Source organism: Pseudomonas sp. SCT (genome assembly GCF_003864275.1).
Lineage (GTDB): Bacteria > Pseudomonadota > Gammaproteobacteria > Pseudomonadales > Pseudomonadaceae > Stutzerimonas > Stutzerimonas stutzeri_AE.
In genome coordinates this window covers 140,504-163,229 of the sequence record NZ_BDJA01000010.1, presented here as the reverse complement: position 1 = coordinate 163,229, position 22,726 = coordinate 140,504, and the positions used below count along the sequence as shown (strand labels likewise).

Sequence of the window (22,726 nt, the reverse complement as noted above, 5' to 3'; positions counted from 1 at the left end):
CTGTCAGTACTCCACCGCCAGCCGGGTGCTGGTCGGTACGGCCTGGCAGGCGAGCGTCCAGCCCTGGCGCACCTGCTGATCACTGAGCACCTGATTGCTGCGCATGCTCACGCTGCCCTCCACCACCCGGCAGCGGCAGGCGGCGCAGACACCGGAGCGGCAGGCGCTGGGCGGCTGTAGCCCGGCCTGCTCCATGGCCTCCAGCAGCACTTCACCCTGCTGCACATCCAGTGCATGCCGTCGGCCATCCAGCGCCACCTGCAGGCGGCTGTGCAGCGGCTGGCGCGGATCGCTGAGCGGCGCCGCCGGCGCGGCCGTATCGAAGCGTTCGACGTGAATGGCGTCGCTCGACACGCCCAGCTCGGCGAGCGCCGCCGAGGCGCCGTCCATGAATGCCTGCGGCCCGCAGACGAACGCCTCGCCCAGCGGCCAGTCGCCGATCTTCGCAGCGATCGCCGGTGCGCTGGGTATCCCCTGCTCGGCATCCAGCCAGATGCGCAGCTGCAGACGTTCGGGGTAACGCTCGGCAAAGTCCGCCAGCTCCTCGGCGAAGATTATTGACGCGGCGTCACGGCTGGCCTGGAACAGGAACACCCGCCCCCGCCCCTGCTCAAGCGCCGCCTGCAGGATCGCTCGCAGCGGGGTGATGCCACTGCCCGCGCCCAGCAACAGCAGATCGCCGTCCAGATCATCCGGCACCAGGCGGCCCGCCGGTGGCAGCACGTCGATGCGCTGGCCCACCTGCAGGTTGTCCAGCAGCCAGTTCGACGCCCGCCCGCCAGGCACGCGGCGCACGCTGATGCGCAGCACACCGTCGCTGCCGAGCGGTTTCGACAGCGAATAGCAGCGCAGCAACGGCGGCTCGCTGCAGGGCACACGCAGGGTGACGAACTGCCCCGGCTGCGCGGCGAAACGCTCGCGCAGTTCCGCCGGCACCTGCAGGCTGAAGGAGGCGGCATCGGCCGTTTCGGCCTGGCGCGCGATCACCGTCAGCGCTGCGAATGCCGGCGCTTCGGAAGCGGCGACCGACACCGGCGCAGCCGGTTCGGCCGGCTGGCGCGGGCCGCGCAGCATCGCCCAGGCGGCAGTGCGGCGGAACAGCACGACATAGCCGATATGCAGCGCGACCAGGGTCAGCGCCAGGTTGGCGAAGAACTCATGAACCTCCTCGGCATCGCCCAGCCAGCCGACGAAATCGATGTCGCTGGCCGACCCGAACAGATCCGGGCCAACCCCCGGCAGCGCTGCCAGCACATCACCGTTATCCACCATACCCAGGCCGAGCAGGCTGGCCAGCGCCAGACTGAGCAGCGTGGCGAAGGTCAGCCAGGTGCCGAACGAAGTCAGACTCAGATTGCGCCGCTGCATCTTTGCCGGCAGCAGACGCGGAACGCCACGCAGACGCAGCGGCGCGATCAGCAGGCGCAGCACCAGCAGGGCGACCAGGCCATAGCCCAGCCAGACGTGCAGCAGCTCGGCGTCGTCGCCGCTGAGGTAGGCGGCGACAAAGAAACCGGCGAGCAGCCAGTGAAACAGGCGGAAGCGCTTGAAGGCAGCCACGATGGCATCCTCTGGATGGGCAGTGGCGTCTTTTTAAGCCTTCCAGCTGAAGCGAAACTGAATGCCATCAAGCTGCCATATTCAGCTTCGCGTAAGGCGTCCGGCCTAGGCTGCGCTCATTCCTCACTGGAGCGTGCCCCATGAAAACCCACTGGATCGTCCTGGCCTGCTGCCTGAGCCTGCCGGCGCTGGCCGAAACCGAACACCCGCTGCTGCCCGGCTACGCCGCCCAGGCCCGTCAGGAGAACCCGGCCTTCGCCGGCTTTTCCGCCGAGCGCGGCCAGGCGCTGTACGTCGCCGAGGAGCAGCGCAAAGGCAAGACCATGAGCTGCACCAGCTGCCACACCACGGACCCGCGGCAGACCGGCAAGACCCCCGCGCAGCGCAAGGTCGACCCGCTGGCACCGGTGGCCAACCCGAAGCGTTTCACCGATCTCGCCAAGGTCGAGAAATGGTTCCGCCGCAACTGCGACGACGTTTTCGCCCGCGAATGCACTGCGCAGGAGAAGGGCGATTTCATCAGCTGGATCACTGGCTTGAAGTAGGAGTACGGCCATGAAACCCATCGTTGCGCGTTCCACCGTCGCCGGCCTGGCCCTGGCACTGACCCTGGCCGGCTTCAGCCTGGCCGATGACGACGATCATCATGAGCGCAAGGGCTACAAGCGGCCCAAGCGCCTGGCCGTGCCGAACGATGCACCGCTGGTGTGGAAGGAAGAATGCGCCGCCTGCCACATGCTCTATGCGCCCGGCCTGCTGCCGGCCGACGCCTGGCGTCAGCAGATGCAGACGCTCGATGAGCACTACGGCAGCAACGCCACCCTGGACCCGGTGCAGGAGCGCGACATTCTCGATTTCCTGCTGCGCGCCTCGACGGCCAATCGCCTGCCGGTCGAGCCCTCACCGACTGCCGGCGAGCCGCCGCGCATCAGCCAGACGCGCTGGTTCGAGCACAAGCATGACGAGGTCAGCGAAGCCAAGTTCCAGCGCGAAGCGGTCGGCGGGAGCTTCAACTGCGTGGCCTGCCACCGCGACGCCGAACGCGGCGACTTCGATGACGACCGCGTGAAGATCCCGCGCTGAGCGATGACTTGCGCGGCCAGGACTCGCCATTCCTGAGCCGCGCTGGCGCGCTCAGCCGCCGCGGGGTCCAGGCGCGCCCAGCGCATCACTGTTGGCCGCGGCGCGCGCCACCATCCCGTCGTTTGATGCTTCCCGCTCGCGATCACCGGCGCTATTGGCCAGCAGACTCGCGGTAGCGACCTGCAGGTAGGCCTGCAGCTGGCGTAGCAGCGGCGCGGTGCTGGCGGCATCGACGATGCGCTCGGCCGCGGCATTGGCACCCAGGCGATAGCGGTACAGTTGCGGTTCGAGATCCCTGGGCTGCACCAGAATCCGATCGCCACGGATCATCGCCACGGTCTGATCGCTGCCGGAGGGCTTGATGATGCCGAAACCCGGGTCGCGCTCATCCAGGGCCAGCAGGTCACGCCCCCAGCACTGATGACGCACCTCGCCACCGAGACGGCCCATGATGGTCGGCACCACGTCGACCTGGGTGCCGACCACTTCGCGACGGCTGCCGAACTGTTCGGTGATGCCCGGCGCGATCAGCAACAGCGGCACGTGGAAGCGGAACAGGTCCATCTCGGTGAGCTGCTCCGGCGCACCGAAGCCATGGTCGCCGACCACCACGAACAGGGTGTCCTTGTACCAGGGTTGGCGCTTGGCCTGCTCGAAGAAGCGCCCCAGCGCCCAGTCGGAGTAGCGCATGGCGGTCAGGTGCGCATCCTGCGAGCCATGGCCACTGACCGCCGGCACTGGCAGCGGCTCCGGCAGCGCATAGGGCGTGTGGTTGGACAGCGTCTGCAGCAGCGCATAGAAGGGTTCGTCCGCGGCCAGGGCACCGAGCTCCTGCACCGCGCGGTCGAACATGTCCTGGTCGGAGACGCCCCAGGTCGGGTCAGCCACCACCGGGTCGACATAGTCGCTACGCCCGACGAAGCGGGTCATGCCCTGGTTGCCGAAAAAGCCGATCTGGTTGTCCCAGGCGAAATCGCCGTTGTAGACGTAGACGTCGTTGAATGCCCTGGCACTGAGCAGCTGCGGCAACCCGGAGAAGCGGTTGCCGCCCTCCGGCGACTGCATCAGGTACTCGAAGCCCGGCAGATTGGGAAAACAGGCCATGCTGGCGAACATGCCCTGATGGGTATGGGTGCCGTTGGCGAAGAAGCGCTCGAACAGCAGCCCCTCCCCGGCCAGGCGGTCGAAATTCGGCGTGATGCCGTCGCCGTTGCCCAGCGCACCGACATAGCGCCCGGCAAAGCTCTCCATGAGGATCACCACCACGTTACGCACCGGCAGCCGACTCGTCTCGGGCGCACGGTAATCGCGGCGCACGGCAGCCAGCTCGGAGTTGACCAGCCGATCATTGCCGGTCAGCAGCAGCTCGCGGGTGACCGCCAGCGCCTCGTCCTCGGGCAGCACCGCCTTCCAGGCGTTGTCACGATGATCGGAATAGCGATTCTTCGCCGCCTCGTAGAGGGTCAGCGCGGGATTCAGGCCGAGCTGGTTGATGAACACCGAATCGGTGGTGAAGGCATCGCCCCAGCGCAGCGGCGGGCCCTGACGCAGGGTGCCGCGGGCGGCGACCACGCTGATCAGCACCAGCGCCAGCAGCGTGGCGCCGCGCCAGGGCCAGCCAGCCTGCGCGGACTGCACCGGGCGCTTGGCCAGCGCCGCGTTTGGGCGGCAATGGCGGTCGAGCCAGCCGAACAGCAGCGACCAGAGCAACGTCAGCCCTGCCCAGACACTCAGCAGTTTCACCACCGGAAAGCCGTGCCAGAGCATGCTGAGCACGGTCGCCGGGTCCTCGGCGAGATACTGGAAAACCAGCGCGTTCAGCCGCTGATGAAATTCCTGATAGAAGTTCAGCTCGACCATGCCGAGCAGAATCGCCAGGCTGGCGCAGGCGCCGAGCCAGATCCGCTGCAACCTGCGCGCCGCCATCGCGCGTGGGCTAAGCACCGCCAGTGACAGCGGCACCAGCATGTAGACCAGCACACGCAGGTCGAAGCGCAGACCGTTGCCGAAACCTTCGAGCATCGTAGCCAACGAGGCGTCGCCGAGCAGCTCATGGTTGTACAACAACAGCGCCAGGCGCAGCAGGGCAAACAGCGCCAGCAGCGCGAGGGCACTGCCGGTGGTGAACAGCAGGTGCTGGCGCAGGCCGGGCTGGCCGGCCTGCGCGCGAGCGGTTCCATTGATCATCGGGACATTCCTTGGTGAAACGGAAGGGAGCTCACAGCAGGATCACCGCCCAGACCAGGGCAAGCAGACACAGCGCCAGCAGTTGCGCGGCGCTGCCCATGTCCTTTGCCTGTTTGGAAAGTGGATGCAGCTCGTAGGAGATGCGGTCGATAGCGGCCTCGATCGCCGAATTGAGCAGCTCGACGATCAACGCAAGCAGCACCCCGGCGATCAGCACGGCACGCTCGATGCGGCTGACGTCGAGCAGCAACGCCAGCGGCACCAGCAAAAGGCTCAGCCACACCAGCTGGCGGAACGCTGCCTCGCCCGCGTAGGCGGCCCGCAAACCTGCCAGCGAGTAGCCGCAGGCGTGCCAGACACGCGTCACACCGCTGCGGCCCTTGAGTGTCGAGCCATCGATCAGCGTGCTAGTCGGTTCAGATGACATCGCAGCGCGCCCGGCTGAACGCAGCATGGGCTGCCAGCAGCCGCTGCCAGTCCTGCTCCGGCATCGTCTGCCGATGGCGCTTGAGCTGGCGCAGGTCATGCCGCGCCGCCGCGCTGCGCCGAAGACGACGGCGACTCTTTTCCAGATCGAGCAGCGCGACCTCCACCCACGCCGCCGTGCCCTCACCGTGAACCTTCAGGAAGATGTGCTTGGGGTAGCAGCAGCCATGCTGCCAGCGCGCCTGATGGATACGACCGAGGGTGCTGCCGACCGCTTCGAGCATGCGCCCCTGCAGCGTGTCGCCGTAGTAGGCGGGCATGTCTTCGCCGTACCAATCCTCCAGGCTGACAAAGCCGTCCAGCGCCTTCGTCACCAGCAGTGCCTGCCAACGCCCGGCCTGCTGCCGGGTACCGCAATAGACCAGCTCTGGCACGCCCACACCGAGATCGCGCATGGCCTGCAGTGCGTACCGCTCACGCAACGCCGTCGGCCGGCCGAACGGATGGAGCAGCGAGCGGTACAGGTGGCCGATCTGGCGCTTGCAGTACAACGGCGGCTGTTGTGCGTCGCGCAACCGGATGCGTTGCACCCCGCTTTCACCGTCACGCCGGCGATTGGGCTCCTCGACCCATTCGCCTTGAGTATCCCACCAGCGCTGAAAGGTGCTGGTGCGTGGCTCACGGGCGGGCAGTACGAGAGGACGATTCATGCTCACCCCCGCTTGCGCAGCACGTAGACGCGCCACAGGGCGTAGCCCGGCAGAAAGTCGTTGCGGTCGAGAATGTCGAAGCCAGCCTCGGCAAACTCCGCCTCGATCACTGAGCGCGCGACGACGAAACGGTTCTGGTTGTCCTTGGCCGGTCGACGCCGCTCAAGGCGCTTGCGCTTCCAGGCCTTGTAGTTGCCATCGACCCACAGCGAGACGATCAGCGTGTCGCGTGTGACGCGATGGAATTCGCGCAGCATCGCCAGGCGATGCGCCGGATCGGCGATGTGGTGCAACAGGCGCATGCAGAAGATGTTGTCGACCGCGTTGTCGCCCATGTCGATGGCGAAGGCCGACGTCTGAAAGGTCTCCACCCGTTTGAGCACTTCCAGCGGCTGCGAAGCCTCGGCGATCGCCAGCATGTCGGCGGAGTTGTCCGCGGCGAAGATCATCCGGCTCGGATGTTTGGCCAGCAGCGGCCAGAAGCGCCCGGCGCCACAGGGCAGGTCAAGCACCAGATCGGGGTCGCCGGCAATCTTCAGTGCGCGGCGCGCCATCTGTTCGTCACGCCAGTGCGATAGCCGCCGGGCCAGCCCGTCCTGGTGCTTGTGCAGATATTCGTAGGCGTGTTGGCGGTCGTATTTGCGCGAGAACTCCAGTTCGATAGGGCTCGATGTGGGCATGGCGGGCATTCCGGTTGAAAACGGAACACCAAACTAACCAGACAGACATCAAGAGCCCGTCAACGGGATGTGAAAAAAACGTCAAACCACGCCGTCATCAAAGCGCACCTGGAAGCAGCTGCCCTGCGGTTGCCGCGGCACCACCCCCACCTGCCAGCTCTGATGCGCGCAGATACGTTTGACCAGCGACAGTCCCAATCCCAGCCCTTCGCCGCGCCCCTCAGCGCCGCGCACGAATGGCTGGAACATGCGCTCCTGCTCCGCCAGGGGAATGCCCACGCCGCTGTCCTCGACGCGAAAGCCACCCTCGCTCAGGACCAGACGCACCGTGCCGCGGTCGGTGTAGTGCAGCGCGTTGCGCAAGAGATTGGACATCACCGTGGCAAGCAAGGTGTGGTTATAGACGCCCTTGTCCTCACCCTCCTCCCGCAGCTCGAAGGCCAGGCCTTTTTCTGCCAGCAACGGTGCCCAACGTTCGCTCTGTTCAGTCGCTACGCTCCGCAAGCTGGTGTCACCCGCCAAGGACGTCTGTTGCGGACGCGCCCGCGCCAGCATCAGGAAGGTTTCCACCAGCTCGTGCATTTCCTGCGCGGCGCGCTGGATGCGCGCCAGCGGTCGCTGCGCAGCTGGCGGCAGCTCGGCCTGCTGTTCAAGCAGCTCGCAGGCACCGAGCACCACCATCAGCGGCGTGCGCAGTTCGTGGCTGACATCGGCGGTGAACAGCCGCTCGCGCTCCAGAGTCTGGCGCAGCTGGCCGAGGGTGCTGTCGAAGGCAGCCGCCACATGGCCGACCTCATCGTCCGGATATTGCAACGCCAGGGGCGGCGCCATCGGGTGCAGCTGATCACGATGACGTACCTGTTGTGCCAGGCGTGACAGCGGCGCCATGACTTTCCTGGCCATCAGCCAGCCAAGCCCCCAGGCACCGACGATGCTCAGCAGGAATCCGGCCAGCACCACCATGAACAATGCATTTTCGCGCGCCTCGAACTCATGCTGCTCCTCGACCAGCAGATACTTGGCGCCGTCGATTTCGCGTTGATAGACGTAGTAGGCATCGTCGTTGCGGACCAGCTCGGTGAACCCATCGGCGAGCCCCCGAAAGGCTTCGGGAATGGCATAGCCGGGCAGGTTCGAGGCGAAGAATCGGGTGGCGGCGTCGAGCCGTGGTGCATCCCCGAGCACCATCACGTCATTGAGCACGCTATCCAGCTCGCGCCCCAGCTCCTGGGTCACCAGGTGCTCCTCGATGAAATGCACGACCGCGACGATGCCGAGCGAAAACGTGCCGCTGACCACCAGCGTCATCAGGGTGAAGGCAATGACGATGCGGCGGGCGAACGGTTGCTTAGCCAGCATGTTCGCTCTCCGCGAGGCGAAACCCGACGCCGTGCACGGTGTGCAGCAGCGGTGTCGCGAATGGTTTGTCGAGCACCTGGCGCAGCTGGTGGATATGGCTGCGCAGGCTGTCGCTGTCAGGCACATCGTTGCCCCACAGCGCCTCCTCCAGCTGCTCGCGGCGCACCACCGCCGGGCTCTTCTGCATCAGGATCGCCAGCAGCTTGTGGCCAATCGGGTTCAACCGCAGCGGCTGCCCGGCACGGGTTGCCTGCAGGGTGTCGAGGTCATACTGCAGGTCACCGACCTGCAGCTTGTTCTTGCGCGAACCCTGGCTACGACGTAGCACGGCCTCGATACGGGCTACCAGCTCGGACAGCGCGAACGGCTTGACCAGATAATCGTCGGCACCAGCGCCCAGCCCTTGCAGTCGGTCGGCCAGCGCGTCGCGGGCGGTGAGCATGATGATCGGAGTATCGCGCCCGGCGTCCTCGCGCAGCCGCTTGCACACCTGCAGCCCGTCGATGCCGGGCAGCATGATGTCCAGCACGATCAGGTCGTAGTGCTCGGTCGCGGCCAGGTGCAGGCCGCTGAGGCCGTCCTGGGCGCAATCCACCACGTAGCCCTTGAGTTCGAGGTAATCCAGCACGTTCGCCAGGATGTCGCGGTTGTCTTCGATGACCAGAATGCGCATATCGTTTCGCTAGCAGGCAAATGACGGAATTTTCACGCCTTCTTTACGAAGGGCTCACAAGCGGGTGCGCAGACTTCGGCGCGTTCAACTCACCCGCGGATCATACGATGCCACTCCTGCGCCATGCTCAACTTCGTTATCTGTCGCTGCTTGCCGGCCTCTGGTTCGGCGTTTTTCTGATCACCCGCGGCGCCTTGCTGTTTGCCCACGGGCAGGATGCAGCTGCCGGCCCGGGCGAACTGTTGCGCGTCTTTGCGCTGGGTACGATCTATGACCTGGCGTTCCTGAGCTTTGCCACACTGCCCCTGGGCTGCTACCTCATGCTGTGTCCGCAGCGGCTCTGGGCGAGTCGCTGGCATCAGCGCGGGATCACCCTGCTGCTGGCCCTGAGTCTCTACGCCATGCTGTTCACCGGGCTCGCCGAATGGCTGTTCTGGGACGAGTTCGGCGTGCGCTTCAATTTCATCGCGGTCGACTACCTGGTCTATTCCGACGAGGTGCTGCGCAACATCCGCGAGTCGTACCCGGTCTTTGCGCTGTTGGCCCTGCTGGCACTGATCACGTTACTTGCCACCGCGGTGCTGCAAGCGCCGCTCAAACGAGCTCTGGGCGCACCAAGCCTGCCCTGGCGGGGCCGCGCAACGGTACTCGCCAGCCTGTTGGGCGCTGCGACTGCCAGTGGACTGATCGTCGGCCAGGACTTCCCGCGTGGCAATGGCGGCAACGCCTATCAACGGGAGCTGGCGAGCAATGGCCCGTTCCAGTTCTTCGCCGCCTTTCGCAACAACGAGCTGGACTACGAACAGTTCTACGCCACACAACCCGAACGCCGCGTTGCCGAAGGTCTGCGCGCGGAAGTCGCAGAACCCAACGTTCGCTTCATCGGCCAGGACCCGCTGGACATTCGCCGGGTAATCGACAACCCCGGCCAGGCGCGCAAGCTCAACGTCGTGCTGATCACCGTGGAAAGCCTCAGCGCGAAGTACCTCGGCAGCTTCGGCGACAGCCGCGGCCTGACGCCCAACCTTGATCAGCTGCGCCCGCAGAGCCTGTTCTTCAACAACTTCTACGCCACCGGCACTCGTACCGACCGGGGCCTGGAAGCCATCACCCTGTCCGTACCGCCAACGCCCGGTCGCTCGATCGTCAAGCGCGTCGGCCGCGAGAGCGGCTTCGCCAGCCTCGGCCAGCAGCTCACTGCGCAGGGCTACGACAGCGTGTTCCTCTACGGCGGGCGCGGCTATTTCGACAACATGAGTGCCTTCTTCAGCGGCAACGGCTACCGGGTGGTCGACCAGAGCAGCGTCGACGAGGCGGACATGCAGTTCAAGAACGCCTGGGGCATGGCCGACGAGGACCTCTATCGTCTGGCGATCCGCGAGGCAGACGCGGACTATGCCGTGGGCAAGCCGTTCCTCCTGCAACTGATGACCACGTCCAATCATCGCCCCTATACCTACCCGGACGGGCGCATCGACATTCCGTCCGGTGAAGGTCGCGAGGGCGCGGTGAAATACACCGACGCCACCATCGGCGAGTTCCTGCATAACGCGCGGAGCAAGCCCTGGTTCGCCAATACGCTGTTCGTCATCGTCGCCGACCACACCGCCGGCAGCGCCGGCTCGCAGGACCTGCCGGTGGCCAACTATCACATCCCGCTGTTCATCTACGCCCCGAACCTGATCGAGCCGCGCGAGATGAACCTGGTGGCCAGCCAGATCGACATCGCGCCGACCCTGCTTGGCCTGCTCAACCTGGACTACGTCTCGACCTTCTTTGGCCGCAACCTGCTGCGCGACGACGTCCAGCCCGGGCGCGCGCTGATCGGCAACTACCAGCACCTCGGCCTGTTCGACGGCAAGGACCTGGCGATTCTCAGCCCCCGTCGCGGCATCCGCCGTCACGATGACGCGCTGCAGGCCAGCCGCGAAGCCAGCGCTGGCATCGATGATCCACTGGTAATGCGCGATATCGCCTACTACCAGGGCGCGAGCTACGACTACGGCCATGCGCTGCTGAGCTGGAAACGTCCGTCCTCAAGCGCCACCCAACTCAGCCAGCGCTGAACCTGCCGGCGCCGCTCGCGGCGCCTCTGGAGCATGCAACGATGAACCCGCCGAATCAGATTCCCCACAGCCGGTCGTTCAACTTCACCCTTGGTTTCGGTCTGCCCCTCCTGCTGATGGCAGCGCTGCTGTTTGGCGACCCGAGCAACCTCGACTTCGCGCTGTCGCGGCAGTTCTACGAGCCGGGAATCGGCTTTGTCGGCCGCCACAGCTGGCTACTCGAAGACTTCCTGCATGATCGGGTCAAGCAGCTGGTGATCGTCATCGGCGTGCTCGCCATTGCCGGTTTCCTGCTCAGCCTGCTGCCGACCCGGCTTGCGCCCTGGCGCCGCTCGCTAGGCTATCTGGTGCTTGCGCTGGGCCTGTCGACCAGCATCGTCACGCCGCTGAAGACACTCACCGGCGTTCACTGCCCTTGGAGCCTCGCGGAATTCGGCGGCGCTGAAACCTTCACGCCGCTGCTCAGCGAGCGCGCACCGGCCCTCAAGCCGGGGCGCTGCTGGCCGGGCGGGCATGCATCGGCAGGTTTTTCCCTGCTGGCATTGTTCTTCGTGCTGCGCGATCGCAGGCCACGTACCGCTCGGATTGCCCTGGCGGTGGCGCTTGGATTGGGGACTGTGCTGTCGGTCGGGCGGGTGATGCAGGGGGCGCACTTCTTCTCGCACAACCTATGGACGCTGCTGTTCGACTGGACGATCTGCCTGGCCTGTTACCGGCTGGTGCTGTACCGAGCCGTTCCCGCAATGCCGCCGCTACTTGCCGAGCAACCCGCACGCTAGTCACGCCGGTTGCTTTCAAGGCGCACCGGACCTGATCCCGTGCGCCTTTTTGCGCTCAGCGGTGAAAGGCTTGCGCCTTGGCCTGATCGACGTGGCGGCGCCAGTCGCGGTCGCGATCACGCTCGAGTGCGTTGCTGCGCCAGGCGGTCAGCCCTCCGGTCTCCATCTGCATCGCCTGGCATTGCCGGTAACCATCATTCCAGCCCTCCGCATACAACGGCTGGCTCATATAACGCGGCACGTTTTTGCGAAACTGGCCAAGCGCCCCGGCAGCCTGCCGGCCACTGCCACAACCCGCGCGGAAGCCTTCGGCATATTCAGGTGGATATTCGTCGCCGGCCAGCAGCTCCGGTGCGCTCTGGCAGCCGCTCAGTGAAAGGCCGGCGAGCATCAGGGCAAGTAGCGCCCGACGATGACGTGAAGTGGAGCCACGCCGTTTGCTGGCGCGATGTGGATGCGGAAGGCGAGGAGACATGAGATCACCCGAGCAGAAGGGAACGAAGCCCGCGGCGCGCCACCCGGGCTGCCACGGTACGCTTCGAAGTCTGCTCGGGTTGCTGTCGGGGTTTCGTCAAGCGGGTGTGAACGAAGCGTGAGTACGCTGAGCGGGCATCAACCCTCCGCACGGCGGAAGCTATAGAACAGATTCGGCTCGCTGACGACGAACAGGGTGCCGTCATTGTCGATGGTGACGCCCTCGGGGTGCGGCGCGGATCGTTGCAGGCCACCGAACCAGCGATTGAGGCTGCGATAGCTGAGCATGCGCCCGCTGTCGCTGAGCTCCATGAGCAGGCGCGACTCGTCACTGAGCAGAATCAGGTGCCCGGTGGCGGCGTCGAAGTGGATATCCGACAGATCGGTGGCGAACACCTGATCCGCGATCCAGTCACTGCGATCGCGAATGGTCAGTTGCAGCGGCCCCTCAAGGCTGGCAGCGACGCCACCGACCTCGTAGAGCTGGCGCGGGTCGCGCTCCTTGACGATGAACAGCCGGTCGCCCGCCGCATCGTACGTCAGCCCTTCGAAGCCCTTGTTGCCGTTGAGGTTGATCCCGAGGGAAAAGAACTGCGCCTCGGACGCTTCGATCGGCCGCGGCTGCGCCGGCAAGCGGAAGATGCTGATCTGCTGCGCTCGCTCATCGGAAACGGCCACGCGCCCGTGCCCCATGTAGGTCACGCCTTCGATGTCACCGAAACCCTGCAGCGGATAACGCTCGAGCAACTCACCGGTCTTGCTCAATGCCACCAGCTCGGTCGGACCGCCGTTCACGACCGCGAGCAGGCGATCCAGATCCGCGTCATAGCTGACCGCCGAAAGGTTCTGGCTTATCCCCCTCACCGGCTTGCCATCGATGACCACTGCGTAGCCAGGCAGCCAACGGTTCGTCACGTCCTGCCCGGTCACGTTGATCAGCTGGGTAAGGTTGAAGTACAGCCGCTCGTTCCAGTGCAGCGCCACTGCCGTCACCACGCAGGCGGACAGCAATACGAGCAGGCCGAGCAGCCCGTAGCGACGACGGAGCAATGCGCCCAGACGGTGGCTGCTGTAAAAGCTGGTTTGCATCATCGCGGTTTCCCTCTTCGCTGGCGCTGCCAGCCTGTTCTGCTCCAGGAGCAATTCGATGTTCAGCCTGTCTCGCTTCACGTCGTGCCTGCGGGGCTGGGCACGCCAGCTCAAACGTGACGTCATGACGCTCTGGTGCTGTGCCCGTCACCCGGCTACACCCTGGTGGCTGCGCACGTTTCTGTTTTGTGTGGTCGCCTACGCACTGAGCCCGATCGACCTGATTCCGGACTTCATTCCAGTGCTTGGCTACCTTGACGACCTGCTGCTGTTGCCTCTTGGTATCTGGCTGGCCATACGCCTGATGCCGCCGGCCATCCTCAGCGAGTGCCGCGCTCAGGCGCTTGCCTGGGAGAACACGCCTCGCCCGATCAGCCGGGCGGGCGCTGCCGCAGTCGTACTCATCTGGGTGCTAGCCGCCAGCTCCCTGGCCTACTGGTTGAGCAGGCGCTGATCGACGCGCGACCGAGCATAACCAGGCATATGTGAAAAAATCGTCGCGAGCGCAGATCGTTTCGCCAGCCGACAGACCCGGGACCGGACTTAAGACTGCCTTAAGTTTGCCGTCCAACAATCGCCCCAGGCTTCTAACCGAGGTTCCCCGATGGAACTGCCCTGGGTTGATCAAACTGACGTACTGGCACGTATCGGCCGTGAGCCGGCGCTGACCCTGCAACTGGCGCAGGCCGATGCAGGCGAGCGGCGCGCAGCGCTGGAAGGCTTCATCCGTCAACGCTTCGCCGAGCACTATCAGGCCCGGGTGCGGCACTTCATGCCCTGCTTGCTGGGCCTGCACGACCAGAACGGCGAGGTGCAGGGCGCGGTCGGGCTGCGCAGCGCCCAGCGCCGGCCGCTGTTTCTCGAGCGTTATCTGGATGAGCCGATCGAGCGGGCTGTCAGCCAGCGCTGCGGCCTGGAGGTGGCGCGCGCAGAGATCGTCGAAGTCGGCAATCTGGCCGCTTTCGGCAATGCCTCGGCACGGCTGCTGATCGTCGCGCTGACCGACCTCCTGGTCGCTCAGGGCTTTCGCTGGGTGGTGTTCACCGGCACGTCGGCGCTGCTCAACAGCTTCCAGCGCCTGGCACTCGATCCGCTGCCGCTGGGCCTCGCCGACCCGACACGGATGGGCGATGAGCTGGCCGACTGGGGCAGCTACTACGCCAGCCGTCCGCAGCTGATGGCCGGCGAGATCCTGCCCGGCCACCAGCGCCTGCTACAGCTCGGCCTCTATGCGCGGCTCGGCTATCAGCCGCTGTTCGACACCACGGAGGCGCCCCATGCAGCCTGCAGCTGAACGCTTCTGGACGACGCTCGACCAGCACGCCGGCATCGCGCTGAGCGAAGGGCCGCGCCAGCTGAGCTATGCCGAACTGCGCCATGAGGTCGCGACCCGCGCCTGCCAGCTGGAACAGCTAGGCGTGCAGCGCGTCGCTCTGGCGCTGGACAACGGCCTGGAATGGGCGCTTTGGGATCTGGCCCTGCTGCGCGCCAAGCTGGTCTGCGTGCCGCTGCCGGCATTCTTTTCCGCGGCGCAGCAGGAGCACGTGCTGCAGCACGCCGGTATCGACTGCCTGATCGGCGGGCCGAGCGCGCTCAGCGAGCGTTGCGGCTTCCAGCCAGGCGAAGCCGGCCTGCTGTTGCGCCAGCTGGAGACCGTCACCCCGGTGCCGCCCGGCACGCTGAAGATCACCTATACCTCCGGCACCACCGGCCAGCCCAAGGGCGTCTGCCTGGATGCCGAAGCGCAGCTGGCGGTGGCCGAGAGCCTGCGGCAGGCCAGCCTGGCCTGCGATGTGCAGCAGCACCTGTGCGTGCTGCCGCTGGCCACCCTACTGGAGAACATCGCCGGGCTCTACGCGCCGCTGCTGGCGGGGGCACGGATCGATTTGCGTCCGCTGGCGGAGATCGGTTTCAGCGGCGCCGCAGGTTTCGAGCTGCCGTGCTTTGTCACGACGCTGAACGAAAACCGGCCGCACAGCCTGATCCTGCTGCCGCAGCTGCTGCTGGCGCTGGTCAGCGCCGCCGAACAGGGCGTACCGCTGCCGACTTCGCTGCGCTTCATCGCCGTCGGTGGCGGCCGGGTCGCGCCGCAGCTGCTGGAACGCGCCGAGCGCCTCGGGTTGCCGGTGTTCGAGGGCTACGGGTTGTCCGAATGCGCCTCGGTGGTCTGTCTGAACACGCCTGAGGCGCGATGCATCGGCACGGTCGGCCGGCCGCTGGCGCACGTCGGGCTGCGCCTGGCCGATGATGGCGAGGTGCTGGTCAAAGGCCCGCGCATGCTTGGCTACCTCGGCGAACCGCCGCAGGCTGGCGAGTGGCTTGCCACCGGCGACCTCGGCCATTTCGAGGACGGCTTCCTGATCCTGCACGGGCGCAAGAAGCACCAGTTCGTCACCGCCTACGGGCGCAACGTCAACCCCGAGTGGGTGGAGGCCGAGCTGGTCCAGCAGGCGCCGATCGCCCAGGCCTGGCTGCATGGCGAAGCCCTGCCACAGAACGTCGCGGTGCTGGTGCCGCGGCATCCCGAACTCAGCGATGCGGATCTGCAGGCGGCAATCGACCGGGTCAACGCCGGCCTGCCGGACTACGCCCGCGTGCACCGCTGGTTGCGTGCCGACGCGCCTTTCACTGCCGGCAACGGCCTGGCCACTGCCAACGGCCGTCTGCGCCGCAACGCCCTCATCAACCGTTACCAATCGGCGATCGAGACCCCTCAGTCCTGAATTTCGAGGTTCACCATGGATTTCTTTGACCAGTTGCAACACCAGACCAATACCGAACGCGAATACCTGTTGGCCGCACCGATCATTCATGCGGCGCTCGCCGGCACCGCTACCCGCGCGCAGTACATCGCCTTCCTCACGCAGGCCTACCACCACGTCAAGCACACGGTGCCGCTGCTGATGGCCTGCGGCGCGCGCCTGCCGGAACGGCTGGAATGGCTGCGCGAGGCGATCGCCGAATACATCGAGGAAGAGATCGGCCACCAGGAATGGATTCTCAACGATATCCGCGCCTGTGGCGGTGACGCCGAGGCGGTGCGCCACGGCCAGCCAGCGCTGCCCACCGAACTGATGGTCGCCTACGTCTACGACCGTATCGCCCGGCACAACCCGGCGAGCTTCTTCGGCATGGTCAACGTGCTGGAGGGCACCAGCATCGCCCTGGCCACCCAGGCCGCCGGCGTGCTGCAGGACAAGCTGCAGCTGCCGGCCAAGGCATTCAGCTACCTCACCTCCCACGGCAGCCTGGACCTGGAACACATCGAGTTCTTCAAGCGCCTGATGAACCGCCTCGATAACGAGGACGACAAGGCCGCCGTGGTGCACACCGCACGGGTGGTCTACCGCCTCTACGGCGACATCTTTCGCGGCCTGACCGCGGCGGAGCACGACCATGCAGCTGCGTGACGCGCGCATCCTGCTCACCGGCGCCAACGGCGGGATCGGCCGAGTGCTGGTCGAGCGACTCTGCGCCGGCGAAGCCCGACTGCTGCTGGTCGGGCGCGATAGTCTCGCCCTCGAGGCGCTCGCCCGGCGCTTTCCCGGTCAGGTCAGCCTGGTGTGCGCCGACCTCAGCCAGCGCAGCGGGCGGCAAACGGTGCTCGCCGCCGCACGCCGCTTCGGCGCGCTCAACTGCGTGATCAACGCCGCCGGGGTCAATCAGTTCAGCCTGCTGGAGGAACAGGACGAGGACGCCATCGCCCGGCTGATCGGCGTCAACGTCACCGCCACACTGCAGCTGACTCACCTGCTGCTGCCGCTGCTGCGCCAGCAACCGCGGGCGCTGCTGGTCAATCTCGGTTCAACCTTCGGCTCCATCGGCTACCCCGGCTTCACCGCCTACTGCGCGAGCAAGTTCGCCCTGCGTGGCTTCTCCGAAGCGCTGCGCCGCGAACTGGCCGACAGCCACATCAAGGTGCTCTACGTCGCGCCCCGCGCCACCCGTACGGCAATGAACAGCGCCGATGTGGTGGCGATGAACAACGAGCTGAAGGTGGAGATGGATGATCCGCAAGAAGTCGCGCGGCAAATCGTCCACGCCATCACCGCCGAGCGAGAGGAGCTCTACCTCGGCTGGCCGGAAAAACTCTTCGTACGCCTCAACGGCCTCTTGCCGCGCCTGGTCGACCAGGCCCTGCGCAAACAGCTGCCGGTGATCAAGCGCTTCGCCCGTGCTGAACAACCGCTGCCGCCCTCCCAAACCACTTCGACCGGAGATCACCCATGAAGCATCTGCTCGGCCTGTGCACCCTTGTGCTGGCGCTGGCCTGCCAGCCGTCCTTCGCCCTCAGTCCGGCCGGCGAGTCGTCACTGCGCCAGATCCAGACTCGCTGGGCAGAGATCAACTACCAGCTGCCAGCGGCACAGCGCGAGGCAGCGTTCGCCAGGCTCGCCTCGGAGGCGGAAAGCGCGGTGGTCGGCGAACCGCAGGCGGCCGAACTGCATATCTGGCACGGCATCGTGCTCAGCACCTGGGCGGGCGCCAAGGGCGGGCTCGGTGCGCTGGGCCTGGTCAAGCAGGCCAAGGCGGAACTGGAAAAAGCCATCGAACTCGACCCGCAGGCACTCGACGGCTCGGCCTATACCAGCCTGGCCAGCCTTTACTATCAGGTGCCCGGCTGGCCGATCGGCTTTGGTGACGAGGACAAGGCCGCGGCGCTGTTCAAGCAGGCGCTGACGCTGAACCCGGACGGCATCGATCCCAACTATTTCCACGGTGACTTCCTGCTGCGCCAGAAGCGCTATGGCGAAGCACGCGCCGCGTTGGAAAAAGCGCTGGCCGCGCCCGATCGCCCTGGTCGTGAAGTCGCCGATGCCGGTCGCCGCGACGAAGCTCGCACGCTGCTCGGCAAGGTCAAGGAAAAACTGGAATAACCGCGCTCGGCGGCGTTGAATGCAGAGCAACCCAGGACAACAGGAACGACATGCGCATTCTGCTGGTGGAAGACGATCGTGCCCTCGGTGAGGGCATCCGCACCGCACTCAAGCCCGAGGGCTACACGGTCGACTGGCTGCAGGACGGCGCCAGCGCGTTGCACGCGCTGAGCCACGAGAGCTTCGAGCTGGCGATCCTCGATCTCGGCCTGCCGCGATTGGATGGGCTGGAAGTGCTCAAGCGCCTGCGCGCTGCCGCCAACCCAGTGCCGGTGCTGGTGCTCACCGCACGCGATGCCACCGGCGACCGCATTGCCGGCCTGGATGCCGGTGCCGACGATTATCTGGTCAAGCCGTTCGACGTGGCCGAGCTCAAGGCGCGTCTGCGCGCCCTGCTCCGGCGCAGCTTCAACCGCCCGGAGCCGAGCCTGGAATACCGCGGCATCCTGCTCGACCCGGTCAACCAGCAGGTCAGCTACCAGGGCACGCCGATCAACCTGCCGCGCAAGGAGTTCGTGCTGCTCCACGAACTGATTGCCCAGCCTGGCCGCGTACTGACCCGTGATCGTCTGCAACAAGTGCTCTACGGCTGGGACGAGGAAGTCGAGAGCAATGCGCTGGAGGTGCACATCCACCACCTGCGCAAAAAATTCTTTCCCGAGCTGATTCGCACCGTGCGCGGTGTCGGCTATCTGGTGGACAAATGCTGAGGCGTTCGATTCGCCAGCGCACCCTGGCGCTGCTGCTCTGCACCCTGCTGGTAGCGCTGAGCCTGATCTCCTGGCGCAGCTATCGCGACGCCAGTCATGAGATCGAGGAACTGTTCGATGCCCAGCTGGCGCAGAGTGCGCGACTGGTGCAGGGGCTGGTCGGCCACGAGATGGACCCGCAGGCACACCGCGCATTGCAGGCGGCGCTGGACGCGGCGGTGAACGCCCGCCGCGACCAGGGCGTGCCAGGCCATGACTACGAGACCAAGCTGGGGTTTCAGGTGTATGCCGCCGATGGCAGTACCCTGCTGCAATCGGCCGGCGCACCCAACGGCGCGCTACAGCAACTGCATGCCGGTCTCGGCGCGCCGGCGACGCCTCTTGCGCGCCTGTCCGCCGGCTACCACGACGTGATGCTCGACGGGCACGCCTGGCGCCTGTTCCTGTTGCAGGACCGCGAAGACGACCTGTGGATTCTGCTCAGCGAGCGTGGCGACGTGCGCGGCGAGCTGGTCGGCAAGATCGCCCGACGCAGCCTGCTGCCGGACCTGATCGGCCTGCCGCTGCTGGCACTGCTGATCTGGTTCGCGGTCGGCTGGGGCCTGCGGCCGCTGGCACGCATGGCTCAGTTGCTCAAGAGCCGCGATCCGGACAACCTCGCGCCGCTGTTGCTGGCACCACTGCCACAGGAACTGGAACCGGTGGCGGCCTCGCTCAATCGCCTGCTGCAACAGGTCAATCAACTGATCGAACGCGAGAAGCGCTTCATCGCCGACGCCGCCCATGAATTGCGCACCCCGCTGGCGGTGCTGCGCATCCATGCGCAGAACGCGCAGCAGGCACAGGACGAACAGGAGCGTGCGCAAGCACTCGAGCAGCTGGTGGTCGGCGTGGACCGCACCACCCGCGTGGTCACGCAGCTGCTCACCCTGGCACGCCTTGAACCCAGTGCCCAGCAATTGCGTCTGGCGCCCCTGGATTTGCGCGCCCTGGCGCGCGAGACACTGGCGGAGCTCACCCCGCTGGCCATCGCCCAGGACCAGGCGCTGACCCTGGAGGTGGACGAACAGGCCGATTGCAGCCTCACCGGCGATGCCGCGAGCCTGACCACCTTGCTGCAGAACCTGGTGAGCAATGCGCTGGAATACACACCGCATGGAGGGCAGATCGAGGTGCAGCTGCACGGCGATGCCGAACAGCTGATCCTCGCGGTGGATGACAGCGGCCCGGGCATCAGCGCCGAACTGCGTCCCCAGCTGTTCGAGCGCTTCTTCCGCCTCGGCGGCGGCCAGGGCGCCGGGCTCGGTTTGTCGATTGTCGCGCGAATCGCCGAGCTGCACGGTGCCAGCGTCGAGCTGCTGGACTCGCCACTGGGCGGCCTGCGGGTCCTCGTGCAGCTGCCGCGGGTTCTCGCGGTGCCTGCTTCCTTCTAGCTGCGGCAAACGGTCCCGCCCGCCGCTAAGCTTCGCTTAAGTTTCGCCACCTAGAATCGCCACGTTACCCACACGCGGAGTAGGTGAAATGAACATCAAGGCAGAAGCGGCGAGATACGGGCGGCTTTCCATCGGACTGCACTGGCTGATGCTGCTGTTGATCGCGGCGGTTTACGCGACCATCGAACTGAAGGGCAATTTCCCCAAGGGCAGCGAGCCACGGGAGCTGCTCAAGCACTGGCATTTCATGCTCGGGCTGACGGTGTTCGGGCTGGTCTGGCTGCGTCTGATTGCGCGCTGGCTGCATCCCGCGCCAAAGGCGGTGGTCGGGGCCGGTTGGGAACGCGCGCTGGCCAAGCTGATGCACCTGGCGCTGTACGCGCTGATGATCGGCCTGCCGCTGCTCGGCTGGCTGACCCTGAGCGCGGCGGGCAAGGCGATTCCGTTCTTCGGCCTCGAGCTGCCGGCGCTGGTCGGTGCCAACCAGGATCTGGCCGGCCAGTTCAAGGAGCTGCATGAAACCCTGGCGGTCGCCGGCTACTGGCTGATCGGCCTGCATGCGGCGGCGGCACTGTTCCACCAGTACGTGCGCCGCGACGGCACCCTGCAACGCATGCTGCCGCGCCATCGCCAGGCCTGACGAGCAGACACGAAAACGCCCGGTCGACTGATCATCGACCGGGCGTTTTCATGGTTCAGCCGAGCAGTTCGCTGAACGGCAGATACTCCACCGTCTCGCCCTCTTCCAGCGTGCGGTTGCGCTCGACGATGGCCAGGCCTTCGGCCCAGCTGGCCGAGGTCAGCATCGCCGAGCCCTGCCGCGGGTGCAGGCACACGCGCATCTCGCCATCGACCTGCTCCAGCCGCGCGCGCAGGTACTGGCGGCGGTTGTTCGGCTTGCGCCAGGCGAAGCCGGCGGTCAGGCGCAGCGGCTTGGGCAGCACCTCGGTGCAACCCTGGGCACTGAGCAGGAACGGCCGCGCTACCACCAGCGAGGTGATCAGCGCCGCCGCCGGATTGCCCGGCAAGCCGATCCACGGCTTGCCATTGACCTCGCCGAAGGCCAGCGGCTTGCCGGGCTGGATCGCCAGGCGCCACATGTGCAGCTCGCCCAGTTCGCGAATGGCCTGCTTGAGGTGATCCTCCTCGCCGACCGAGACGCCGCCGGAGGTGATCAGCATGTCCCATTCGGAGGCAGCCAGCGCCAGGGCATCCCGGCTTGCCGCCAGTTCATCGACGAGGATTTCGTAGTCGTGAACCTCCATTCCGAGGCTGCGCAGCACGCTGAGCAGACAGTAGCGATTGGAGTTGTAGATCTGCCCGGGCGCCAGCGGCTCGCCGGGTTCGCGCAGCTCATTGCCGCTGGAGAGCAAACCGATGCGCAGGCGCCGATAGACCGCCACGCGGGCAACGCCGAAACTCGCCAGCAGGCCGATCTCCTGCGGGCGCAGACGCTTGCCGGCCTGCAGCACGGGGGCGCCAGCCTGCAGTTCCTCGCCCTGACGACGCACATGGGCGCCCTGGGTAACGCCGGGGAAATGCACGCGATCGGCCTCGATCTGGCAATCCTCCTGCGCCACCACGGTATCGGCGCCCGGCGGCAGCGGCGCGCCAGTGAAAATGCGTACGGCATGGCCGGCAGGCAGTTGCTGGTCGGCGGCATCACCGGCGGCGATGCGCCCGGCGAGTGGCAGCCAGCCACCTTCGGCCGCCAGGTCGGCAGCCCGCAGGGCGTAGCCGTCCATCGCGCTGTTATCCCAGGCCGGTACCGGGAAGGGTGCGTCAAGCGATTCGGCTAGCACCCGGCCAAGGGCATCGGACAGCGCCACGTGCTCCACCGGCGGCAGGGCCGGCACGCGCGCCAGCAGCTCGGCGATGGCCTCGTCGACCGGCTTCAGCCCGCCGGTATCGCAGCCACAGGCGCTCATGAGCGTGGCCCGCAGTATTCGACGGCGGAGGCCTTGAGGTGCGGGACGAAGTTGCAGGGCTTGGTGCGGCTATCCAGCTGCTCGACGAGGATCTTGTTCCAGGCGGTGCGGCAGGCGTTGGTCGAACCGGGCAGGCAGCAGACCAGCGTGCCGTTGCTCATGCCGGCCAGCGCGCGGGACTGCACGGTGGAGGTGCCGATCTCGCCCAGCGAAACGTAGCGGAACAGCTCGCCGAAGCCGTCGACGTCTTTGTCCAGCAGCGGCTGTACCGCCTGTGGAGTGTTGTCGCGGGCGGTGAAACCGGTGCCGCCGGTGATCAGCACCACCTGCACGTTCTCGCTGGCAATCCAGCTGCAGACGCGGGCGCGGATCTGCCAGATATCGTCCTTGACGATGGCCCGCTCGGCCAGGGTGTGGCCGGCGCTCTGCAGGCCGTCGATCAGCGCCTGGCCGGATGTATCGGAATCGATGTTGCGGGTGTCGCTCACCGTGAGCACCGCAATGCTCAGGGGCTGGAATTCGGTGTTGGACAGGTGAGCCATGGCTCGAAACTCCCTTGAAGATGTGTGCGCAGGCTGCACCGGCGCCGTATGCGAACCCATTCCCCATTGGAGGTATGTCCGCGCGGCACGGGTGCCATGAGTCTGACAACGCTGCAGGCGATTGTGCGACCTGGCTCTGCGACAAGGCCC

24 protein-coding genes are annotated in these 22,726 nt (G+C 66.3%); 13 read left to right on the top strand and 11 right to left on the bottom strand.

Translation table 11 applies throughout. The annotated features are described in order from the left end of the window. Positions 1-3 precede the first annotated feature (3 nt). Positions 4-1,560, bottom strand: a complete 1,557-nt coding sequence (locus BHD08_RS21040) for a 2Fe-2S iron-sulfur cluster-binding protein (protein ID WP_125024750.1) — start codon at positions 1,558-1,560, stop codon at positions 4-6. A 140-nt stretch (positions 1,561-1,700) separates the two neighbouring features. On the opposite strand from BHD08_RS21040, the gene BHD08_RS21035 reads away from it, so the two are divergent. Then, positions 1,701-2,105: a DUF1924 domain-containing protein gene (locus BHD08_RS21035; protein ID WP_125024748.1), complete on the top strand. Its 405-nt coding sequence runs from the start codon at positions 1,701-1,703 to the stop codon at positions 2,103-2,105. A 10-nt stretch (positions 2,106-2,115) separates the two neighbouring features. Further along, entirely contained in the window at positions 2,116-2,643 is a 528-nt protein-coding gene (locus BHD08_RS21030) for a cytochrome C (protein ID WP_125024746.1), read from the top strand. A gap of 51 nt (positions 2,644-2,694) precedes the next feature. Here the strand turns inward: BHD08_RS21030 and BHD08_RS21025 are convergent, their stop codons facing one another. From BHD08_RS21025 to BHD08_RS21000, 6 genes are all read right to left on the bottom strand, one after another. Then, positions 2,695-4,830, bottom strand: a complete 2,136-nt coding sequence (locus BHD08_RS21025) for an LTA synthase family protein (RefSeq protein ID WP_125024744.1) — start codon at positions 4,828-4,830, stop codon at positions 2,695-2,697. A gap of 31 nt (positions 4,831-4,861) precedes the next feature. Then, positions 4,862-5,257: a diacylglycerol kinase gene (locus tag BHD08_RS21020; RefSeq protein WP_125024742.1), complete on the bottom strand. Its 396-nt coding sequence runs from the start codon at positions 5,255-5,257 to the stop codon at positions 4,862-4,864. After that, positions 5,247-5,966, bottom strand: a complete 720-nt coding sequence (locus BHD08_RS21015) for a lipopolysaccharide kinase InaA family protein (RefSeq protein ID WP_125024740.1) — start codon at positions 5,964-5,966, stop codon at positions 5,247-5,249. Before BHD08_RS21015 ends, BHD08_RS21020 begins: the two co-directional genes overlap by 11 nt. Positions 5,967-5,968: 2 nt before the next feature. Next, positions 5,969-6,646, bottom strand: a complete 678-nt coding sequence (locus BHD08_RS21010) for a class I SAM-dependent methyltransferase (protein ID WP_125024738.1) — start codon at positions 6,644-6,646, stop codon at positions 5,969-5,971. An 81-nt stretch (positions 6,647-6,727) separates the two neighbouring features. Next, entirely contained in the window at positions 6,728-8,005 is a 1,278-nt protein-coding gene (locus tag BHD08_RS21005; RefSeq protein WP_125024736.1) for a HAMP domain-containing sensor histidine kinase, read from the bottom strand. Beyond that, positions 7,995-8,678: a response regulator transcription factor gene (locus BHD08_RS21000; protein WP_015278176.1), complete on the bottom strand. Its 684-nt coding sequence runs from the start codon at positions 8,676-8,678 to the stop codon at positions 7,995-7,997. The genes BHD08_RS21005 and BHD08_RS21000 overlap by 11 nt, the downstream gene beginning before the upstream one ends. 107 nt (positions 8,679-8,785) lie before the next feature. Here BHD08_RS21000 and BHD08_RS20995 point away from each other — a divergent pair, with 107 nt between their 5' ends. Next, entirely contained in the window at positions 8,786-10,744 is a 1,959-nt protein-coding gene (locus tag BHD08_RS20995) for an LTA synthase family protein (RefSeq protein WP_125024734.1), read from the top strand. Positions 10,745-10,785: 41 nt separating this feature from the next. Continuing rightward, positions 10,786-11,523 (top strand): phosphatase PAP2 family protein, encoded by a 738-nt coding sequence (locus BHD08_RS20990; RefSeq protein ID WP_256678744.1) that lies wholly within the window; start codon positions 10,786-10,788, stop codon positions 11,521-11,523. Between the two features lie 55 nt (positions 11,524-11,578). On the opposite strand, the gene BHD08_RS20985 is transcribed toward BHD08_RS20990, so the two are convergent. Then, entirely contained in the window at positions 11,579-11,914 is a 336-nt protein-coding gene (locus BHD08_RS20985; RefSeq protein WP_015278179.1) for a hypothetical protein, read from the bottom strand. A gap of 221 nt (positions 11,915-12,135) precedes the next feature. Then, complete coding sequence (locus BHD08_RS20980; RefSeq protein WP_015278180.1) at positions 12,136-13,089, bottom strand: SdiA-regulated domain-containing protein; 954 nt, start codon at positions 13,087-13,089, stop codon at positions 12,136-12,138. 55 nt (positions 13,090-13,144) lie between these two features. On the opposite strand from BHD08_RS20980, the gene BHD08_RS20975 reads away from it, so the two are divergent. The 9 genes from BHD08_RS20975 to BHD08_RS20935 all read left to right on the top strand — a co-directional run bounded on the left by BHD08_RS20975 (position 13,145) and on the right by BHD08_RS20935 (position 20,746). Next, the gene (locus tag BHD08_RS20975; protein WP_015278181.1) at positions 13,145-13,540 is read left to right on the top strand and encodes a YkvA family protein; all 396 of its coding nucleotides are present in this window, start codon (positions 13,145-13,147) and stop codon (positions 13,538-13,540) included. Positions 13,541-13,690: 150 nt separating this feature from the next. Further along, entirely contained in the window at positions 13,691-14,380 is a 690-nt protein-coding gene (locus tag BHD08_RS20970; protein WP_015278182.1) for a thermostable hemolysin, read from the top strand. Further along, positions 14,364-15,809, top strand: coding sequence for an AMP-binding protein (locus tag BHD08_RS20965; RefSeq protein WP_125024732.1), 1,446 nt, complete (start codon positions 14,364-14,366; stop codon positions 15,807-15,809). Before BHD08_RS20970 ends, BHD08_RS20965 begins: the two co-directional genes overlap by 17 nt. A 15-nt stretch (positions 15,810-15,824) precedes the next feature. Then, positions 15,825-16,496: a TenA family transcriptional regulator gene (locus tag BHD08_RS20960; protein ID WP_125024730.1), complete on the top strand. Its 672-nt coding sequence runs from the start codon at positions 15,825-15,827 to the stop codon at positions 16,494-16,496. Beyond that, a complete protein-coding gene (locus BHD08_RS20955; protein WP_015278185.1) occupies positions 16,483-17,316 on the top strand; it encodes an SDR family oxidoreductase in 834 nt (277 codons plus the stop codon). Before BHD08_RS20960 ends, BHD08_RS20955 begins: the two co-directional genes overlap by 14 nt. Then, positions 17,313-17,963 (top strand): tetratricopeptide repeat protein, encoded by a 651-nt coding sequence (locus BHD08_RS20950; protein ID WP_125024728.1) that lies wholly within the window; start codon positions 17,313-17,315, stop codon positions 17,961-17,963. The genes BHD08_RS20955 and BHD08_RS20950 overlap by 4 nt, the downstream gene beginning before the upstream one ends. 50 nt (positions 17,964-18,013) lie before the next feature. Beyond that, entirely contained in the window at positions 18,014-18,673 is a 660-nt protein-coding gene (locus BHD08_RS20945) for a response regulator transcription factor (protein WP_125024726.1), read from the top strand. Further along, positions 18,667-20,106, top strand: coding sequence for an ATP-binding protein (locus BHD08_RS20940; RefSeq protein WP_125024724.1), 1,440 nt, complete (start codon positions 18,667-18,669; stop codon positions 20,104-20,106). The genes BHD08_RS20945 and BHD08_RS20940 overlap by 7 nt, the downstream gene beginning before the upstream one ends. An 88-nt stretch (positions 20,107-20,194) precedes the next feature. Next, positions 20,195-20,746, top strand: a complete 552-nt coding sequence (locus tag BHD08_RS20935) for a cytochrome b (RefSeq protein ID WP_125024722.1) — start codon at positions 20,195-20,197, stop codon at positions 20,744-20,746. 55 nt (positions 20,747-20,801) lie between these two features. Here BHD08_RS20935 and glp read toward each other — a convergent pair whose 3' ends face one another. Both glp and moaB read right to left on the bottom strand, forming a co-directional pair. Then, positions 20,802-22,034 carry a gephyrin-like molybdotransferase Glp gene (glp, locus tag BHD08_RS20930; protein WP_125024720.1) on the bottom strand — a complete coding sequence of 411 codons (1,233 nt, stop codon included), beginning with the start codon at positions 22,032-22,034 and terminating at the stop codon, positions 20,802-20,804. Further along, a complete protein-coding gene (gene moaB / locus BHD08_RS20925) occupies positions 22,031-22,576 on the bottom strand; it encodes a molybdenum cofactor biosynthesis protein B (RefSeq protein WP_014821507.1) in 546 nt (181 codons plus the stop codon). Before moaB ends, glp begins: the two co-directional genes overlap by 4 nt. Between the last annotated feature and the right edge of the window lie 150 nt (positions 22,577-22,726).

What these genes read in the sequence shown, in the direction of transcription:
- BHD08_RS20975 (WP_015278181.1), top strand. Translation starts at nt 13,145, where the DNA reads ATGTTCAGCCTGTCTCGCTTCACGTCGTGCCTGCGGGGCTGGGCACGC.
- BHD08_RS21010 (WP_125024738.1), bottom strand. Translation starts at nt 6,646, where the DNA reads ATGCCCACATCGAGCCCTATCGAACTGGAGTTCTCGCGCAAATACGAC.
- BHD08_RS20980 (WP_015278180.1), bottom strand. Translation starts at nt 13,089, where the DNA reads ATGATGCAAACCAGCTTTTACAGCAGCCACCGTCTGGGCGCATTGCTC.
- BHD08_RS21000 (WP_015278176.1), bottom strand. Translation starts at nt 8,678, where the DNA reads ATGCGCATTCTGGTCATCGAAGACAACCGCGACATCCTGGCGAACGTG.
- BHD08_RS21005 (WP_125024736.1), bottom strand. Translation starts at nt 8,005, where the DNA reads ATGCTGGCTAAGCAACCGTTCGCCCGCCGCATCGTCATTGCCTTCACC.
- BHD08_RS20965 (WP_125024732.1), top strand. Translation starts at nt 14,364, where the DNA reads ATGCAGCCTGCAGCTGAACGCTTCTGGACGACGCTCGACCAGCACGCC.
- BHD08_RS20995 (WP_125024734.1), top strand. Translation starts at nt 8,786, where the DNA reads ATGCCACTCCTGCGCCATGCTCAACTTCGTTATCTGTCGCTGCTTGCC.
- BHD08_RS20935 (WP_125024722.1), top strand. Translation starts at nt 20,195, where the DNA reads ATGAACATCAAGGCAGAAGCGGCGAGATACGGGCGGCTTTCCATCGGA.
- BHD08_RS21020 (WP_125024742.1), bottom strand. Translation starts at nt 5,257, where the DNA reads ATGTCATCTGAACCGACTAGCACGCTGATCGATGGCTCGACACTCAAG.
- BHD08_RS21025 (WP_125024744.1), bottom strand. Translation starts at nt 4,830, where the DNA reads ATGATCAATGGAACCGCTCGCGCGCAGGCCGGCCAGCCCGGCCTGCGC.
- BHD08_RS21030 (WP_125024746.1), top strand. Translation starts at nt 2,116, where the DNA reads ATGAAACCCATCGTTGCGCGTTCCACCGTCGCCGGCCTGGCCCTGGCA.
- BHD08_RS20990 (WP_256678744.1), top strand. Translation starts at nt 10,786, where the DNA reads ATGAACCCGCCGAATCAGATTCCCCACAGCCGGTCGTTCAACTTCACC.
- BHD08_RS20940 (WP_125024724.1), top strand. Translation starts at nt 18,667, where the DNA reads ATGCTGAGGCGTTCGATTCGCCAGCGCACCCTGGCGCTGCTGCTCTGC.
- BHD08_RS21035 (WP_125024748.1), top strand. Translation starts at nt 1,701, where the DNA reads ATGAAAACCCACTGGATCGTCCTGGCCTGCTGCCTGAGCCTGCCGGCG.
- BHD08_RS21015 (WP_125024740.1), bottom strand. Translation starts at nt 5,966, where the DNA reads ATGAATCGTCCTCTCGTACTGCCCGCCCGTGAGCCACGCACCAGCACC.
- BHD08_RS20985 (WP_015278179.1), bottom strand. Translation starts at nt 11,914, where the DNA reads ATGCTCGCCGGCCTTTCACTGAGCGGCTGCCAGAGCGCACCGGAGCTG.
- BHD08_RS20945 (WP_125024726.1), top strand. Translation starts at nt 18,014, where the DNA reads ATGCGCATTCTGCTGGTGGAAGACGATCGTGCCCTCGGTGAGGGCATC.
- BHD08_RS20970 (WP_015278182.1), top strand. Translation starts at nt 13,691, where the DNA reads ATGGAACTGCCCTGGGTTGATCAAACTGACGTACTGGCACGTATCGGC.
- glp (WP_125024720.1), bottom strand. Translation starts at nt 22,034, where the DNA reads ATGAGCGCCTGTGGCTGCGATACCGGCGGGCTGAAGCCGGTCGACGAG.
- BHD08_RS20950 (WP_125024728.1), top strand. Translation starts at nt 17,313, where the DNA reads ATGAAGCATCTGCTCGGCCTGTGCACCCTTGTGCTGGCGCTGGCCTGC.
- BHD08_RS20955 (WP_015278185.1), top strand. Translation starts at nt 16,483, where the DNA reads ATGCAGCTGCGTGACGCGCGCATCCTGCTCACCGGCGCCAACGGCGGG.
- BHD08_RS20960 (WP_125024730.1), top strand. Translation starts at nt 15,825, where the DNA reads ATGGATTTCTTTGACCAGTTGCAACACCAGACCAATACCGAACGCGAA.
- moaB (WP_014821507.1), bottom strand. Translation starts at nt 22,576, where the DNA reads ATGGCTCACCTGTCCAACACCGAATTCCAGCCCCTGAGCATTGCGGTG.